This window comes from Alphaproteobacteria bacterium (genome assembly GCA_019695395.1).
Classification (GTDB): domain Bacteria; phylum Pseudomonadota; class Alphaproteobacteria; order JAEUKQ01; family JAIBAD01; genus JAIBAD01.
Genome location: JAIBAD010000011.1, coordinates 1 through 17,217, shown reverse-complemented (window position 1 = coordinate 17,217; position 17,217 = coordinate 1). Strand labels below are relative to the sequence as shown.

Here is a 17,217-nt window from a genome sequence, read left to right as displayed (position 1 = left end):
AGATTTAATTACTTAAATTTTTATTTTCATGCCAATGGCCCGATTTTTTTATGGCGTCAACAACAGAAGCAGGCATATAATTTTCATCGTGTTTGGCTAGAACTTGGTGTGCAATAAAAGTACCCTCTTTATTAAAAACTCCCTCGACAACTACACCTTGGCCTTCTCTAAAAAGATCAGGAAGTATTCCTTCATAATAAACTTTAACATTTTTTGTATAATCGGTAATTTGAAAAATTTTTAAGTTATTTGTAGTGTCACGTGTAAAACTTCCCTCTGCTACAACCCCCCCAATTCTTAAATTCCTTTTTTCTTGAATGGTTTCTGATTTTATTTCACTTGGTGTATAAAAAAACACAAGCTGGTCATTAAGGACAAAAAGTATAATTCCGATACCAAAGGCAAAAAATAACATGCTGATAATGATAAAAATAAGACGCTTATTTTTAGGAAGCATGAATTAAAAATCTTTTCTTTTAAATTGTCGATCAAATTTTTTTCGGGTGGTACGCCAAACCCAAAAATTATATAAAAATGTAGAGCCTAAGATGCAAATAGCTACTCCATAAACGGGCCATATATATAATCCATAGCCACCCATTGTTAAAAATGAATAGAAAGTGTTTAAATCATTATGCATTTTATAATTTAGTGATAAAAATTATATCTTTAAATTGTGTTCTTGTGTAAATTATCTTAAAATACTTATCTTTGAAAAGATAGCCCAATCTCTCTTTTTTGGGGAAGTATAAAATGACGCATCTAATTAAACCTTTAGGATTATAAAAAATGACTTTGCGTTTATTACCACCTATTCTTGTCAATCAGATTGCTGCAGGGGAGGTTGTTGAACGACCTTCGTCTGTAATTAAAGAGCTTGTTGAAAATGCTTTAGATGCTGGAGCAACAAAGATTGATGTGGCTATTAAACAAGGTGGAAAAGAATTAATTATTGTGTCTGACAATGGCAAGGGTATGGATGCTCAAGAATTAGAACTTGCTGTTGAACGACATGCAACATCAAAATTACCTAATAATAATTTGATTAATATTCAAACACTTGGATTTCGTGGAGAAGCTCTGCCTTCAATTGGTGCTGTGGGTAAGTTAACTTTATCAAGCCGGAAAGTTGGTCATGAAGATGCATGGTCTATTGAGGTGATTGGGGGTGTTAAAGAAAAAATAAAACCAACATCTCTTGATCAAGGTACACGTGTTGAGTTACGTGACCTTTTTTTTGCAACGCCTGCGCGGTTAAAATTTTTAAAAACATCCACAACAGAATATAATCATAGTCTTGATATTTTAGAAAAATTGGCTTTGGCTTATCCCAAGGTTTCTTTTTCTTTTAAAGATTATACAAGACAAATATTTAATTTAACGCCCTCCCCTTTTATTATTAATGATGACAGAGAAATTATAAAAGAACGCATAAAGTCCTTAGTTGGGGAGGATTTTATTAAAAATTCGGTTGAACTTTCAATTCAAAGAGAAGGGGTAAGTATTTCCGGATTTGCCTCACTGCCAACTTTACATAAAGCAAATGCCCAAGCTCAACATGTTTTTGTAAACCAAAGACCCGTTAAAGACAGGGTTTTGCAAATGGCTATACGTACAGCATACCAAGATTTTTTAGCCCGAGATCGCTATCCCATTATTGTACTTTATATAACGATTTTACCTGAACTTGTTGATGTTAATGTTCATCCTGCTAAAGCAGAAGTTCGTTTTCGTGATGCTGGATTAATGAGAAATTTAATTATTAGTGTCATTCGCCAATCCTTAGCTTCCGTGGGTCATCAAGTTTCTGCAACGATTGGACAAAAAACAATAGGAAATTTTAAATCTTATTCAAATCCTGCTGTGCTCTATAATGTTCCACATAATACAAATATATTAGAATCGAATAAAAACGACCCAACATTGCCGTCTATGCAATATAATATAAAAAATCCAGAAGCTCGTTTTTTTGCCTTGCGTGAACCTGAGCGGACATTCTATGCGGATCCTGCAAGCAATTTGGCCATTAATACAAAAATAGATACAGAAAATGATTATCCTTTGGGTTTTGCCAGGGCCCAACTTCATGATACATATATTATTGCTCAAACGAAAAAAAGTGTTGTTATTGTTGATCAACATGCAGCACACGAAAGATTGGTTTATGAAAAATTAAAAAAATTTTTAAATGAAGGTAATGTACCAAGGCAAGTTTTATTGTTACCAGAAATTGTTACATTAAAAGAATCTATTGTTGCCCAGTTTTTGCATCATCAAAAAGAATTAGCCCAATTTGGTTTGATTGTTGAACCATTTGGAACTAAAGAAATTTTAGTTCGTGAGATTCCAGCTTTATTAGATAAAGCAAATATTGAAGCTTTAATTAAAGATCTAGCAGACGAGCTAGAGGAAGATGACCAAACATTAACGCTTAAAAACCGGTTGCATGAAATATGTAGCAGTATGGCATGTCATGGCAGTGTACGATCGGGAAGACATTTAACCATCGATGAAATGAACGCTCTTTTAAGACAAATGGAAACAACACCTTTTAGTGGTCAATGTAACCATGGACGACCTACATATATAGAATTGGATCTTAACGATATTGAGCGGCTTTTTGGGCGACGCTAAATATAAAAATTATTCGCTAAATTATCAAATCTATTTGATTGATGGGCTACATAAAAAGCAATCTGGATTACGCTGAAAGCTTATTTTTTGAAAATTACTATGAAGCCCATCATATATAAGTAAAAAACCTGAAAGACTAGTACCAATATTCGTAATTTCTTTAATAATTTCAATAGCTTGTAATGTTCCAAATAAACCTGCAATCGGACCAATAATCCCTGCTGTTTCACAACGTGGGATCATATCAGAAGGGGGTGCTTCTGGAAAAAGACATCGATAACAGGGGTGGGGTTGCCCGAGATAAGCTTTAAATGTACTTATTTGACCATCAAATTTTAATAAAGCAGCACTTACCAATGTTTTTTTATATTTAAAACAAATATCGTGAACAAGATAGCGGGTAGCAAAATTATCACTTCCATCTGCAACAATGTCATAATTTTCTATAATTGAGCCGCAATTTTTTTCCTCAAGACGTGTAGGATAAACTTCAATAAAAATATCTGGATTAAGCTTTTCTAACTTTTTCTTTGCAGTTATACTTTTGTTTTGCCCGATGTGTTTTGGATCAAATAATATTTGACGTTGAAGATTTGAAAGGTCAATTAAATCATCATCAATAATTCCTAATTTACCAATACCTGCTGCAGCTAGATATAGTAAAAGTGGATTACCAAGACCACCTGCGCCTACAACAAGAACACGCGCTTCTAATAATTTTTTTTGTCCTTCATCACCAATTTCCGGTAAAATAAGATGTCGTGCATAACGTTCAATTTGTTGATCAGAAAGTTCATTAATCATTTAAGTACCGGTTGATCCAAAACCACCATCTTGTCTCGTACTGGAAGATAAATTGTTTTGTTCTGACCATGTTACAAAACTAACAGGTGATATAATCAATTGGGCAATACGTTGACCTTGTGTGACGATATAATTTTCTTGTCCAAGATTAATCAGAATAACAGAAATTTCCCCCCTGTAATCACTATCTATAGTTCCAGGTGCATTAAGAACGGTGATGCCATTTTTTAATGCTAACCCAGATCTTGGTCTTACTTGTGCTTCATATCCAAGAGGAAGTGCAATAGAAATACCTGTAGGAACAAGGTGACGCGATAAAGGAGGTAAGGCTAAGGGATCTTGGATAGCTGCTAATAAATCCATGCCAGCACTTCCTTCTGTTGCATAAGAGGGAAGAGATAAATTCAGACCAAAACCAATTTTTTTTATAGGCACTGATATCATAAATTTTTAAGTAAGATTGAGATGTTGGAAAATACGTTGAACCAGCTGATCTGCAATATTTTTTTTACTTGTTCTAGGCCATGTTTCTACTTCATCATTAGAAATAAAATAAACTTGGTTATTATCATTTCCGAAAACTTCTTCTGGAATTGAAACATCATTGGCTAAAACCCAATCACATTTTTTTCTTTCTTTTTTAAGTTTGGCATTTGCAATGACATTTTCGGTTTCTGCTGCGAAACCTATAACTAGTTTAGGTCTTTTTTGATGAAAAGAAATTTGCTTTAAAATATCTGGATTAGGAATAAGATGTAATGTGGGGGGGGCAGCATGAGCTTCTTTTTTGATTTTTTGACCAGAAGGATGGGCTACTTTCCAGTCAGCTACAGCTGCTGTAAAAATGCTAATATCAACGGGTAAAGCCTTAAGACAAGCATCTAACATTTGGTCAGCCGTTTCAACAAAAATTGTCTTAATACCTGCTGGTTTTTCTAAAGTAGTAGGCCCCATAATTAAAGTGGTATCTATACCCGATTTTGCTAAACTTTTAGCTATTTCTAATCCTTGTTTACCAGAAGAATAGTTACTTATGAATCTAACGCTATCAATTAGTTCCCTTGTTGGACCTGCTGTGACAAATGCAGATATTTTATTTTTTAAAATAGGTTTATCAATAATTGATTTAATCCCTTCAATAATATTAGGAATTTCTGCCATACGCCCCATACCTTTTTCGCCACAAGCGAGATCACCAGTTTGAGGATTAATAATATATTTACCATGTTTTTGTAAAGAATGAATATTATCCTGGGTAACAGGATTATCCCACATAAAACTATTCATAGAAGGAACAAGGGCAACGGGCTTATTACTTGCCAATACAACTGTGGTTGCCAAATCATCTGCAATTCCATGGGCAATTTTTGCCATAATATTAGCAGTGGCAGGGGCAATAAGGATAAGATCAGCTTCCCGGCTTAAACGAATGTGCCCCATTTCGTTTTCGTCTGTTAGGGAAAAAAGATCACTATAAACTTTTTCATGACTTAAAGCTGTAATAGAAAGTGGCGTAATAAATTCAGCCCCATGTTTTGTTAATATGGTACGTATAATGCAGCCCTGATCCCGCAACCGACGAATAAGCTCTAAACTTTTATAAGCAGCAATGCCACCACTTATAATAAGTAAAATATTTTTATTAGACAGAAAAGAAAAAGGGGAAGAATTCATAATAAATTTTTAATCTATCCTATAATTTAAATATAATTATAAAATATAAAAGAAAAATAATGAACCATATAAACATCAAATGAAATGTTGTTTTTTGCTTATATTTATATATTAATTTTCTTTTTTTATTTTTATCATTATTTTTTTCTAAATTATATTCAATCTTTTCCATCGTTTTTAATAATCGAGGAAAAGAATCAACAACATTATTAAAGTTTTTTATGCTTTCTATTACTCTGGCTTCAATACCACGATGTTCACGCATCCATTCAACAATTAAAGGATAGGCCAGTCCCCAAAGATTAAGATTAGGATTAAGATATCTACTAATTCCTTCTGCCATAAGCATATTCTTTTGTAATAAAAGAAGCTGAGGTTGAATTTTCATATCAAATCTTTCGGCAATGGAAAAAAGTTGTGCCAAAAGCCGTGCAAACGATATGTCTGTTAAAGTTTTTCCAGAAATTGGCTCCCCAATTGAACGGCAAGCTTGGGCAAAAAGATCAATAGGTTGATCTGATGAAATATATCCAGCTTCCCGGTGAATTTCTGCAACCTTTCTATAATCACGTTTTAAAAAAGCCATCAACATATCTGCCAAAAAATATCGTGTTTTTTGGTCCAAACGACCCATAATGCCAAAATCCACTGGGCTTATAATTCCCTGACTATTAACAAACATATTGCCTGGATGTTGGTCTCCATGAAAGTAACCATCGCGAAAAACTTGCCTGAAAAAAATGGCAGCTGCGCGCTTTAATATATCATCAACATTTAACCCTGCTGCTTGTAAAGCATTTTTATCATCAATAGCAATACCTTCAATTCGTTCTTGAACCATAACTTTATGACTAGTATATTCCCAAAATATTTTGGGAATATGGTAAGTTGGATCACCTTCAAAATTTTGGGCAAGCTCAGATGCAGCTGCAGCTTCAAGACGCAGATCCATTTCAAGATCAACAATTTGGGCAAATGTTTCAATAATAGCAACAGGTCTTAACCTGCGTAATCTGGGTCTTGTTTTTTCGATAATTCTGGCCATCCAGAAAAAAAGCTCAAGATCACGGGCGAAGGCTTTTTGAATATCAGGTCTTAATACTTTTACTGCAACTTTTTGTTCAGGTTGGTTTTGTGATGCTGGCAAAATAGCATAGTGAACTTGCGCAATTGATGCGGCAGAAATAGGCCGTGGATCAAAATGAACAAAAATATTTTCAAGAGGTTGGTCTAGTTCGGTTTCAACAATTTGCCGCACTTTATCAAAAGAAAAAGGTTCAAGGCGATCGCGAAGCATGGCCAAATCGGCTGCCATGGATGCCCCAATTAAATCAGAGCGTGTAGAGAGAATTTGACCAAGCTTGATAGAGGCAGGACCTAATTCAGCTAAAGCTGCAGCCAAACGTTGGCCAGGTCTTAATTCCCCTGGTTTTAGGTGTAAGGAGCCATTTCTTTTTCTTGTTATTTTTGCTAAGATGCGACCAATAAATACAGTGGCTGGGGTGAATCCACTTGCTTCCATTAACAAACCCAAAGGTTCCAAAGCCCTATGTTTTGCAAGAATTTTAGCAATACCAATTAATCTTAAAAAATTTTGAAATGGTTTTAACATAATTTTTAATGGTTATAAATTATACTTTCCAAGCTGTGTGTAAGGCAGCAATACCTGCGCTAAAATTACGTATACGAATTTGGCTGAACTTATTTTCTTGAATAAGATGGGCCAACGTTTGTTGATCAGGAAAATGTTTAATACTATCAGTTAAATATTGGTATGCGGGTTTATCTTGGGCAATAAGGCTTCCTAATTTGGGAATAATGTAATCCGAATAAAATTGATATAAAGGGGCGAATTCAGGATAAATGATCTTACTAAATTCAAGACAAAAAAAACGTCCACCAGGTTTTAGAATTCGATGCGCTTCTTTTAAAGCTTGGGTAATATTTCCAACATTGCGAAGCCCAAAAACAATCATATATATATCAAGACTGTTATTTTTAAAAGGTAAATGCTCTGCATTGCTTTCAATCCATTCTATGCCCTGAACAATTCCTTTATTAAAACTGCGATGGCGACCTTGTTGAAGCATTTCAAGGGTTAAATCACAGACAAGAATTTGTCCCCCAAATTCTTGAAGATTTTTCTCGCCACCGCAATAAGATAAAAGACGAAAAGATATATCACCTGTCCCACCTGCAACATCAGCCATAATTTCATTAGGTTTAGGATTAATAAGTTTGACCAGCTGTCTTTTCCATACATGATGAATCCCCAAAGACATAAGGTTATTCATAAGATCATAATGCCCTGCCACCCGCTTAAATAGATCATGGACAAGAGAAGTTTTTTCTTGATAATCTACAGCTAGGTTTCCAAACCATGTGTCTTTATTGTCTTTTTCCATAGAATTACAATAATCTTAAAGTTTTTTATATGCTACTATTAAAATTATGCCAGAATTACCAGAAGTTGAAACGACGTGCCAGGCTTTAGCTTTATATCTTAAAGGGCAATCGATTAAAAAGGTTGATGTTTATCATAACCAACTGCGGTCTTTTTTACCTGAAAAATTTCAATTATCTTTAAAAGATAAAGAAATAATAGATGTTACAAGAAAAGCAAAATATATAGTGATTCGGTTAAGCCATGGGTTAATTTGGATTTGTCATTTAGGAATGTCTGGAAGTTTTGCTTTAAGAACCCAATTACAAAAACCTCTTAAACATGATCACATTGTTGTGACGACAACACAAGGTACTAAAATAGCTTATAATGATCCTAGACGTTTTGGGATGATGGATTTGATTTATGAAAATCAATTAATGGATTATCCTTTATTTAAAAAATTGGGCCCTGAACCCCTAGATAAAAAATTTAATGGTAAAATATTGGAACAGATTATTTCTAAAAAAACGGGATCCATAAAATCTGTTTTATTAGATCAAACTGTTGTTAGTGGTTTGGGCAATATATATGTATGTGAAAGTTTATTTGATGCAGGGATCTTGCCTCAACGTATTGCTTCAACAATTAAAAATAATGAGGCACAAAAACTTGCTTTATCAATTCAAAAGGTTTTAAAAAAAGCTATTAAAGCGGGTGGATCTTCGCTTAAAGATTATAAAAAGATAAATGGCGAATTAGGTTATTTTCAACATCAATGGGCTGTTTATGGTAAAGAAGGGAAAGCTTGTGTTAAATGTAAATCTAAAATTGGGATTATGAAAATAATTCAAGCTGGCCGTTCAACCTATTATTGCCAAAAGTGCCAAAAATGATAGGGTTGAAAAAATATTATTGATTCTAAATTTGATATTAAAGGAGTTTAATATGTCATATGAAACAATTAAGGTTGAAAAAAAGAAACCAATAGGGTGGATCACTTTAAACAGACCACAAGCTATGAATGCCCTTTGCCGTACCTTAATTAGTGAAGTTAATGATATATTAAATGATTATGAAACTGATCCAACAATTAAAGTTATAGTTTTAACAGGAAGTGATAAAGTTTTTGCAGCCGGCGCTGATATTAAAGAAATGCAAAATTTGGATTTTGCTGATGTCTATTTAAGTGATTTCATTACGGATGGCTGGGAGCGAATAAGTAAATGCCGTAAACCAACGATAGCAGCTGTGGCTGGATATGCACTTGGGGGTGGATGCGAACTTGCGATGATGTGTGACATTATTTTGGCAGCAGATAATGCAAAATTTGGTCAACCAGAAATCACTATTGGAACAATTCCTGGCGCTGGTGGGACACAACGTTTAACACGTATGGTCGGTAAATCAAAAGCTATGGAAATGTGTTTAACAGGGCGTATGATGGATGCAACTGAAGCCGAGCGTTTAGGATTGGTTGCTAAAATTGTACCTGTTGCAAATTTAATTGAAGAAACAACCAAGTTGGCTGATAAAATAGCATCTATGTCTTTACCTGTTACCATGATGGTTAAAGAAGCCGTGAACGAAGCGTATGAGGGAACTTTACAAGAAGGCATTCATTTTGAACGTCGTCTTTTCCATGCAAGTTTTGCTTTAAAAGATAGAAAAGAAGGGATGAATGCTTTTGTTGAAAAACGTCCAGCCAAATTTACCCATGAATAGTTTTCCACCTATTTAATTTAATATTATGAAGCAAAATATATTTGCTCATAATTTAACCTATCATGCTAAGGTGCGCCAACGTACTTTAGTTCTTATTCGTTGGATTGCCCTTACAGGGCAGATTATTACGCTTGGTGTCGTTGGGTTTATCTTTAAATATTCTTTACCTTTAACTTGGTGTTTAGTTGTGATCGGTGCCTCAATTATTGTTAATATTGCAGCAACTTATCATCTTCCAGCTAGAGGATGGCTTAATAATCACCAGGTTGCGCTTTATCTTGTTTTTGATCTTTTACAACTTGCCATACTTCTATATTTAACAGGTGGGTTATACAATCCTTTTGCGTTATTGATTTTGGCACCTGTCATTATTTCGGCGACTGTTTTGTCCCGGCAAACTACATTAAGATTAGGAAGTTTGGCTTTAATTATAGTAATTTTATTGGCTTTTATTCATCATCCTTTGCCCTGGTCGCCATCCTTTTTTAGTGATCAATCTCTTTTTCATTTACCAAGACTTTTTGTTTTAGGGTTGGCAGTAGCTTTAATTGTTTCGATAATTTTTATTACACTTTATATTATAAGTGTTGTTGAAGAAGCGCGTAAAGTATCAGAAGCACTGCAAATGGCAGAATTATCTTTGGACCGAGAACGACATTTTTCAGCCTTGGGGGCGCAAGCTGCGGCGGCGGCCCATGCATTGGCAAGTCCTTTAAGTACAATTTCGGTAATCGCACGTGATATGATGCATGATGTACCACCGCAAAGCCCATTATATGAAGATGTTTCTCTTTTGCTTGGACAGACACAGCGTTGTAGCAAAATTCTTGCAGAATTGGTATCAAAAAAAGAATTAAATAAACAGAATATAGATTTTGAACAATCTTTTAATAATTTACCTTTAGTTGAAATTATTAAATTAGCAGCTGAACCTTATTATCAAAAAAATATAGAATATAATATAGAAGATAAAGCGCAACTATTAGCTTTGATTCCAGCAAGTCCTGAAATCATTCATGGGCTTGGCACTCTTATACAAAATGCGTTTCAATTTGCCTTAAAAAAAATTAATATTTTTATTGTGCTTGAGAAAAATATAATTTCTGTCATCATTCAAGACGATGGGCCAGGTTTTATCCCTTATATACTTGATCAATTAGGGTCGCCCTATCTAACCGATCGAACATATGCCCGTGAAGAAAATTATCAATCTATGGGACTTGGAATTTTTATTGCCCAAACATTGCTTGAACGAACAGGAGCACAGTTAGTTTTTAGTAATCAACATGACCCCAAAAAAGGGGCAGAAGTAAAAATTATTTGGGCCTTAGATGATTTGGTAAGAGAGTAGTTATGATGATGGAAAAAAATTTTAAACAAGAAAAGAAAAATTTGGATAAAGAAATTTTCCAAAAAAATCTTTTAATTATTGATGACGATGAAGTTTTTCGTGAACGTCTTTCAATGGCGATGGAAAGGCGTGGCTTTGTTGTTGCCAAGGCCGAGAGTGTTGCAAGTGGTATTGACGTTGCGTGTACATTTGCACCTAATTACGCCGTTATTGATCTCAGACTTCAAGATGGAAATGGGTTAGAAGTTGTCAGTGTATTAAAAGAGCTGTACCCGTTGGCCCGTATTGTTGTATTGACAGGATATGGTAATATTGCAAGTGCGGTTGCTGCTATTAAAAAAGGGGCGGTTGATTATTTACCAAAACCTGCTGATGCGGATGCCATTGAATCAGCTTTGCTTGATTATAAAAATGCGCTTCCACCTTTACCTGAAAAACTTATGTCAGCAGATCGAGTTAAATGGGAACATATTCAACGTGTTTTTGAACAATGTGATCGCAATGTGTCGGAAACGGCTAGACAGCTTAGAATGCACCGTAGGACATTACAAAGAATATTATCGAAATATGGGCCGCGTAACTGAATAGGACGTTATTTGATAGGGGTATGATTGATAAACGCAAAGTTGTTATCCAGAAAAATTTCTTGTGATGTTTTACATAGAATTTTAGAATTACATGAAAATATAGACCAAGCTTTAGCCCAGCATCATGAATGGCGTAATTTAGAAAAACGTGATCGTTCTTTTACCCATCATCTTCTTTTAACCTGTTTGCGTCATTTGGGGCACATTGATTATATTCTAGCCCACTATGTGAAACGTCCCTTTAAAAAGAAAGATTTAAAGTTAAAAAATATTCTAAGATTGGCTCTTACTCAATTACTATGGCTTGAGATACCTGCCTATGCTGTTATTTCAACGATGGTTGAATTGGCTGGGGTTGAATTGGCAGGTTCTGATGATTTGTCAAAAAAATCTTCATCAAAAAATCATTTATCTTTACTTGCATCTAAGAAATTTATAAATGCAATTTTGCGCAGGATTACACAGGAAGATTTTAAAGTTTTAAAAAATATTCCCTGTCATTTTAACGTACCAATTTGGTTATGGCAAAGTTTAAAACAACATTACGGTGAAAATACAGCTAAAGCCATTATCGAAATTCAGGAAATAATTCCCCCTTTGGATCTTAATATACACCCAACATTAAATCTTAAGGACATGGCAGAAAAATTGGATGGGATAATTCTACCCACAAATAATATTAGAAAAATAAATTATAAAGGTATGATCAAGGATTTGCCAGATTATCAAGAAGGGTCATGGTGGGTCCAAGATAGTGCAGCAACATTACCCGCTTTGCTTTTAGAACCCGTGAAAGATAAAGAGGTTCTTGATCTTTGTGCGGCCCCTGGGGGTAAAACGATGCAATTAATTTCATTGGGTGCTAAAGTTACAGCTGTTGATCATTCAGAACAAAGATTAGTAAAATTAAAAGAAAATCTTGCTCGTTTAAAATTTTCAGCCGATGTGATTTGTGCGGATATTTTAAATTGGACCCCACACAAACTTTATTCCCATATTTTATTAGATGCCCCTTGTTCAGCAACAGGTACATTGCGGCGTAATCCAGATATCATGTGGCTTCGACAATTACGTGATGTTGAATTTATGGCCACCCAACAAGTTAAATTTTTAAATGCAGCCTATGATATGTTGGATCATGGGGGTATTTTAGTTTTTTCGACCTGTTCCCTTAATAAAGAAGAAGGCGAATATCATCTCGATCGTTTATTAGCAGAATCAAATAAGCGTTGGAATTTTATACCTATTAAAGCAGAAGAAATTTATGGACTTGATTATTGTTTAACCTCAAGGGGGGAACTTCGTACGCTGCCATGTTATTGGAAGGAACAAGGTGGAATGGATGGGTTTTATGCCATGCGCTTACAAAAATTATAAAATATTATGTTTTAGGATGATAAGTCAAATTTGTGACTTTAGGGTCATCAATATTTTTGCCTTTGGGTAATCGTGGTTCTAGGGATAAAATATCTACTTCTTTAATTTTATTTATGGCGTGGCCGATATCTAATTCCTGTAATTTTCGTGCCTTGGGTAAAACGTTGGCATCATAACTTCCGATTAATCTATCGTGGCTTTCGACTGTGCGGCGTAAATTTTTACTTACATCAATTAAATGATCATTCATCGTTACAAAAGCTTGAAAAAGGTTTTTGCCAATATGGGCAATTTCTTGAACATTTTCGATCATATTTTGTTGGCGCCATACACGGGCCACAACTTTGGCCAAGGCAATTAGGGTACCGGGTGTTACAATTAAAACATTATTTTTAAACGCATCTTCAAAAAGATTGGGATCATATTCCAAGGCGGCATTATAAAAATGATCACCTGGAATAAACATGGCAACGAAATCTGGTGATACATCCAAATTTTCCCAATACGCTTTTTCTGATAATTTTTTATAATGATCTCTTAAATGCTGGGCATGTTTTTTTAAATGTTCTTGTTTTTTCTGGTCATCACTTGTATCAACCGCTTCAAGATAGGCATCAAGTGATGTTTTAGCATCAACTACAATCGCCCCATTTTCAGGGAGACGTATAATAACATCGGGGCGTAATCGTTCATCACCCCGTTGCATATGAACCTCTGTTTTAAAATCGCAATAAAGGGACATGCCGGAAAGCTCTAATAAATTACGCAATTGATATTCACCCCAACGTCCCCTAGTTTTGGGTGATGCCTTTAACGCATGGGTTAATTTGCCTGTTTCTTGTCGGACCAAATTTTGTAATTCATTCATTTGGCGTATTTCAGCATTTAGTCTGCCAAAATCATTGCTTCGTGCTTTTTCAATATCATGGAGTTTTTCTTGATATTCTTTTAAAGATTGTTCGATAGGTTTGGTTAAATTTGTTAAAATTTCTTGCCCCTTTTGTAAATCACTTTGGGCAGCATTTTTATGTTTTTCAAAAACTTGATCCGCTAATTTAATAAAATCTTCTTTGCTGTGCTTTAAAACATCTTGGGCAATCTTTTGAAACTCGTGGACCAAACTATGATGATCACGCATCGCAACCGCTAATTTTTCTTTTGTGGCGGCTAATTCTGCATAGGTATCTTGAAATTTTTGGTGAAGGGTTTCACTTTCTTTGGCCAGTGTTAACGCTTCAACTTTTTCCAGGGTTGCGACCTCTGCTTTGTGTCGCCATAGGTCGCTTTGACGATAAAATTTATAACAAACTATACCCAAAAAAAGAACCGTAAGAATTAAAAAACCAATAAGAATTAACCCTAAAAAATACATATTTATAACCTTTAACTTTGTAATTGGGCTAGATTGCGATAAAAATCTAGGGCATCCGGGTTGGCCAAGGCTTCCTTATTTTTAATGGGCAATCCTGCAATGACATCCCTGACCGCAAGTTCAACAATTTTGCCATTTTTTGTTTTAGGAATATCTTGAATTTGAATAATTTTGGCTGGTACGTGCCTTGGGGTCGTATTTGTTTTAATTTGCTGTTTGATTTTATTTTCTAATTTTTCATCAAGGGTTAATCCTTGCCGTAGCTTCAGAAACAAAATAACGCGTACGTCATTTTGCCAATCTTGTCCAATGACAAGACTTTCTTCAATTTCCTCTAATTGTTCAACTTCCCGGTAAATTTCTGCCGTCCCAATCCGAACGCCGCCAGGGTTCAAAACAGCATCCGATCTTCCATGAATAATAATACCGCCTTCTTTGGTAATTTCGGCATAGTCCCCATGATACCAAATATTGGGAAATTTTTTAAAATAAGCATCATGGTATCGTTGAGCCAAGGGATCATTCCAAAATCCAAGGGGCATAGATGGAAAAGGTTTTGTGCAAACCAATTCCCCTTTCTTTTCAACAACAGGTTGGCCTTGGTCGTTCCATATTTCAACGCTCATCCCTAAACCTTTGGCTTGGATTTGACCTGGCCAAACAGCATTTGTGGGGTTGCCTAAAACAAAACATGATATGATATCTGTCCCTCCCGAAATAGAAGAAAGAAGGACATCTTTTTTAATGTGGGTATAAACATATTCAAACCCATCAGGTGACAAGGGGGATCCCGTTGATGTAATGGTTTTTAAGTTAGATAAATTATGTGTTTCTATAGGATTTAAATGTGCTTTGTGACAGGCATCAATAAATTTGGCGGATGTTCCAAAAAAGGTGCATTGTTCTTGTTCTGCATAATCAAAAAGAATTTTGCCATCTAAATAAAATGGGGACCCATCATAAAGCATTAAGGATGCGTTTGAGGCAAGACCACTAATTAACCAGTTCCACATCATCCAACTGCATGTTGTAAAATAAAACATACGGTCATTTTTTTTGATATCACAATGAAGCTGGTGTTCCTTTAAATGTTGAAGCAAAGTTCCACCCGCACCATGAATAATACATTTAGGTACACCTGTTGTACCTGATGTAAACATAATGTAAAGGGGATGGTTAAAGGGCAATTTTGCAAATGAAATGGTCCCAGGTTTATAGGTGGTTGTAATTTCCTTTAAGGTACGGATAGGTTTGTTTAATTTGGGAAGAGGGGAGTTTTCAAGATAGGGTAAAACAATAACCTTTTCGACAGTTGGTAATTCTTTGATAAATTCTTGTACTTTGTCTAAACTATTAAAGGATTTGCCATTATAAAAATATCCATCCGTACAAAAAAGTAATTTGGGTTGAATTTGACCAAAGCGATCAATAACACCTTTAACCCCAAAATCAGGGGAACATGATGACCAGATACATCCTAAGGCGCTGGTTGCCAACATAGCAGCCACAGTTTCAGGCGTGTTAGCTGTAAAAGCCGCAATTCTGTCGCCTGCTTTTAATCCCATCTCTTGCATCATTTGAACAAGCTCAGAAGTTAAATCATAAAGTTCTTTGTAGGTTAAAGAACGTCTGACTTGATTTTCACCCCAAAAAAATAAAGCTGGTTCTGTGTCACGCCGTCTTAATAAATTTTCAGCGAAGTTTAATCGTGCTTTTGGAAAAAAAACAGCCCCTGGCATTTGATCTTTGTTGATAAGAACAGGATCTTTTTCATGATGTTCCCCAATCACATCGCAAAAATTCCATATTGAGTGCCAAAACTGTTCAGGATGCTCAATCGACCATTGATGAATATGATCGTAATTTGTGGTGGATAGGTTGTGTCCCTTAGCATTTAAAACATTTATGAAGGCCGCCATATTGCTTGTCGCAATGCGTTGTGAACTTGGTGCCCATAAGGGTTTCATGATATCTCCTGCTTGTGATATAGAATATTGGTCTATTTTTAACATAGTTTTGGATAAAATCCGAAGATTTTATTCCAAATGTTAAGGTTTTTTATTAGACCTTTACGATTGTATATTAAGTGATACATTAATTTACATATCTTGTTAATGATTTTGTATTGGTTGGGTCTTTTGTTTCCCCGTTCTTTATCCTTATCTACCAAAGCTACCTTATTAATGATTACAGCTGCCCTGTTTTTTTCATGGCTAGGGGCTAGTGTGCGTTTGTTATCAAGTTCAATTCATCCTTTTGAAATTGTTTTTTTTCGCTGTTTATTTGGTTTTGTTTTTATGGTGCCCTGGCTTATTAAATATTGGGCAGGTTTTTTAGGATCAAATCAATGGGGGCTTTATTTTTGGCGTTCTTGTCTTAGTTTACTTGGAACGTTATTTAGTTTTATGGGATTAGCATTAATTCCTTTTGCCCAAGCAACTGCATTAAGTTTTACCATACCAATTTTTGCAACTATCTTATCAATAATTCTTTTAAATGAAAAAGTTCGTTATCGCCGTTGGTCTGCAATTATTGTTGGGTTTGCGGGTATTTTGATCATTATCCGTCCTGATATGCACAATATAAATTATGGGATGATCTATACGCTTGCTGCGGCTTTTATTACGGCCTTAGTCACTGTTATTGTCAAAAAATTAACAGCAACAGAAAGTGTTTATGCTATTGTTTTACATACAACCTTTATTTTAACACCTTTATCTTTACCTTTGGCTCTTTTCCATTGGTCATGGCCTGAATGGCAAGATTGGCCATGGTTAATTGGTATTGGCTTTTCTGGGTCAATTGCCCATCTTTGTATGGTTTATTCTTTTAGTTTAGCAGATGCGTCGCATGTCATGGCTTATGATTATATTCGGATGATTTTTGCTGTTATTTTGGGATGGTTTTTATTTTCTGAATTGCCAGATTTGTGGACATGGATAGGATCTGCAATTATTATTCTATCAACACTTTATATTGCGTACCGGGAAAAAGTTCTGAAAAAAGAGAGGGCTAAACTTGCATAAAATATTTATTAAAATTTAACACTCTTAATAAGAATAATAGATAGTTTTTATTTTCACTAAATTTCTAAATTTATATTCATTTATTATAATATTAAAATAGATTGGTTTTTTTAATTTTGTCTGTTTCTCTTTCAACCAAGGCTGCCTTATGGATGATAGCTGCAGCTTTATTCTTTTCTTGCATGGGTGCAAGTGTACGTTTTTTATCATCTTCTCTTCATTCTTTTTATATTACATTTTTCCGTTGGTTTTTTGGTTTTGTTTTTATGCTTTCCTGTGTTTTT

The 17,217-nt window shown here is 34.9% G+C and carries 16 protein-coding genes; 7 read left to right on the top strand and 9 right to left on the bottom strand.

Annotated features, from left to right (window positions below; all coding sequences use genetic code 11):
• Nucleotides 1-4 precede the first annotated feature (4 nt).
• Together ccmE and ccmD are read right to left on the bottom strand one after the other, a co-directional pair.
• A complete protein-coding gene (ccmE, locus tag K1X44_03095; protein ID MBX7146278.1) occupies nucleotides 5-457 on the bottom strand; it encodes a cytochrome c maturation protein CcmE in 453 nt (150 codons plus the stop codon).
• Nucleotides 458-460: 3 nt separating this feature from the next.
• Entirely contained in the window at nucleotides 461-640 is a 180-nt protein-coding gene (ccmD, locus tag K1X44_03090; protein MBX7146277.1) for a heme exporter protein CcmD, read from the bottom strand.
• Between the two features lie 149 nt (nucleotides 641-789).
• On the opposite strand from ccmD, the gene mutL reads away from it, so the two are divergent.
• Nucleotides 790-2,634, top strand: coding sequence for a DNA mismatch repair endonuclease MutL (mutL, locus tag K1X44_03085; protein ID MBX7146276.1), 1,845 nt, complete (start codon nucleotides 790-792; stop codon nucleotides 2,632-2,634).
• A 30-nt stretch (nucleotides 2,635-2,664) separates the two neighbouring features.
• Here mutL and moeB read toward each other — a convergent pair whose 3' ends face one another.
• Genes moeB through ubiE form a run of 5 tightly spaced genes read right to left on the bottom strand, consistent with a single transcriptional unit; the run spans nucleotide 2,665 to nucleotide 7,517 of the window.
• Entirely contained in the window at nucleotides 2,665-3,438 is a 774-nt protein-coding gene (gene moeB, locus K1X44_03080) for a molybdopterin-synthase adenylyltransferase MoeB (protein MBX7146275.1), read from the bottom strand.
• The gene (dut, locus tag K1X44_03075) at nucleotides 3,439-3,882 is read right to left on the bottom strand and encodes a dUTP diphosphatase (GenBank protein ID MBX7146274.1); all 444 of its coding nucleotides are present in this window, start codon (nucleotides 3,880-3,882) and stop codon (nucleotides 3,439-3,441) included.
• Between the two features lie 6 nt (nucleotides 3,883-3,888).
• Nucleotides 3,889-5,112 (bottom strand): bifunctional phosphopantothenoylcysteine decarboxylase/phosphopantothenate--cysteine ligase CoaBC, encoded by a 1,224-nt coding sequence (gene coaBC / locus K1X44_03070; GenBank protein ID MBX7146273.1) that lies wholly within the window; start codon nucleotides 5,110-5,112, stop codon nucleotides 3,889-3,891.
• A gap of 19 nt (nucleotides 5,113-5,131) precedes the next feature.
• Nucleotides 5,132-6,724 carry a 2-polyprenylphenol 6-hydroxylase gene (gene ubiB, locus K1X44_03065; protein MBX7146272.1) on the bottom strand — a complete coding sequence of 531 codons (1,593 nt, stop codon included), beginning with the start codon at nucleotides 6,722-6,724 and terminating at the stop codon, nucleotides 5,132-5,134.
• Nucleotides 6,725-6,743: 19 nt separating this feature from the next.
• A complete protein-coding gene (gene ubiE, locus K1X44_03060) occupies nucleotides 6,744-7,517 on the bottom strand; it encodes a bifunctional demethylmenaquinone methyltransferase/2-methoxy-6-polyprenyl-1,4-benzoquinol methylase UbiE (protein ID MBX7146271.1) in 774 nt (257 codons plus the stop codon).
• A gap of 46 nt (nucleotides 7,518-7,563) precedes the next feature.
• On the opposite strand from ubiE, the gene mutM reads away from it, so the two are divergent.
• The 5 genes from mutM to K1X44_03035 are packed head-to-tail and all read left to right on the top strand — an operon-like array spanning nucleotide 7,564 to nucleotide 12,535.
• Nucleotides 7,564-8,391 (top strand): bifunctional DNA-formamidopyrimidine glycosylase/DNA-(apurinic or apyrimidinic site) lyase, encoded by an 828-nt coding sequence (mutM, locus tag K1X44_03055; protein MBX7146270.1) that lies wholly within the window; start codon nucleotides 7,564-7,566, stop codon nucleotides 8,389-8,391.
• 52 nt (nucleotides 8,392-8,443) lie between these two features.
• The gene (locus K1X44_03050; protein MBX7146269.1) at nucleotides 8,444-9,220 is read left to right on the top strand and encodes an enoyl-CoA hydratase; all 777 of its coding nucleotides are present in this window, start codon (nucleotides 8,444-8,446) and stop codon (nucleotides 9,218-9,220) included.
• A gap of 25 nt (nucleotides 9,221-9,245) precedes the next feature.
• On the top strand, nucleotides 9,246-10,571 hold the full coding sequence (locus tag K1X44_03045) for an ActS/PrrB/RegB family redox-sensitive histidine kinase (GenBank protein ID MBX7146268.1): 1,326 nt from the start codon (nucleotides 9,246-9,248) through the stop codon (nucleotides 10,569-10,571).
• Between the two features lie 8 nt (nucleotides 10,572-10,579).
• A complete protein-coding gene (locus tag K1X44_03040) occupies nucleotides 10,580-11,155 on the top strand; it encodes an ActR/PrrA/RegA family redox response regulator transcription factor (GenBank protein ID MBX7146267.1) in 576 nt (191 codons plus the stop codon).
• A 27-nt stretch (nucleotides 11,156-11,182) separates the two neighbouring features.
• Nucleotides 11,183-12,535, top strand: coding sequence for an MFS transporter (locus K1X44_03035; GenBank protein ID MBX7146266.1), 1,353 nt, complete (start codon nucleotides 11,183-11,185; stop codon nucleotides 12,533-12,535).
• Nucleotides 12,536-12,539: 4 nt separating this feature from the next.
• On the opposite strand, the gene K1X44_03030 is transcribed toward K1X44_03035, so the two are convergent.
• Nucleotides 12,540-13,907 (bottom strand): DNA recombination protein RmuC, encoded by a 1,368-nt coding sequence (locus tag K1X44_03030; protein ID MBX7146265.1) that lies wholly within the window; start codon nucleotides 13,905-13,907, stop codon nucleotides 12,540-12,542.
• A gap of 11 nt (nucleotides 13,908-13,918) precedes the next feature.
• A complete protein-coding gene (locus tag K1X44_03025; protein ID MBX7146264.1) occupies nucleotides 13,919-15,874 on the bottom strand; it encodes an acetoacetate--CoA ligase in 1,956 nt (651 codons plus the stop codon).
• A 171-nt stretch (nucleotides 15,875-16,045) separates the two neighbouring features.
• On the opposite strand from K1X44_03025, the gene K1X44_03020 reads away from it, so the two are divergent.
• Nucleotides 16,046-16,933 carry a DMT family transporter gene (locus tag K1X44_03020; protein MBX7146263.1) on the top strand — a complete coding sequence of 296 codons (888 nt, stop codon included), beginning with the start codon at nucleotides 16,046-16,048 and terminating at the stop codon, nucleotides 16,931-16,933.
• Nucleotides 16,934-17,217 lie beyond the last annotated feature (284 nt).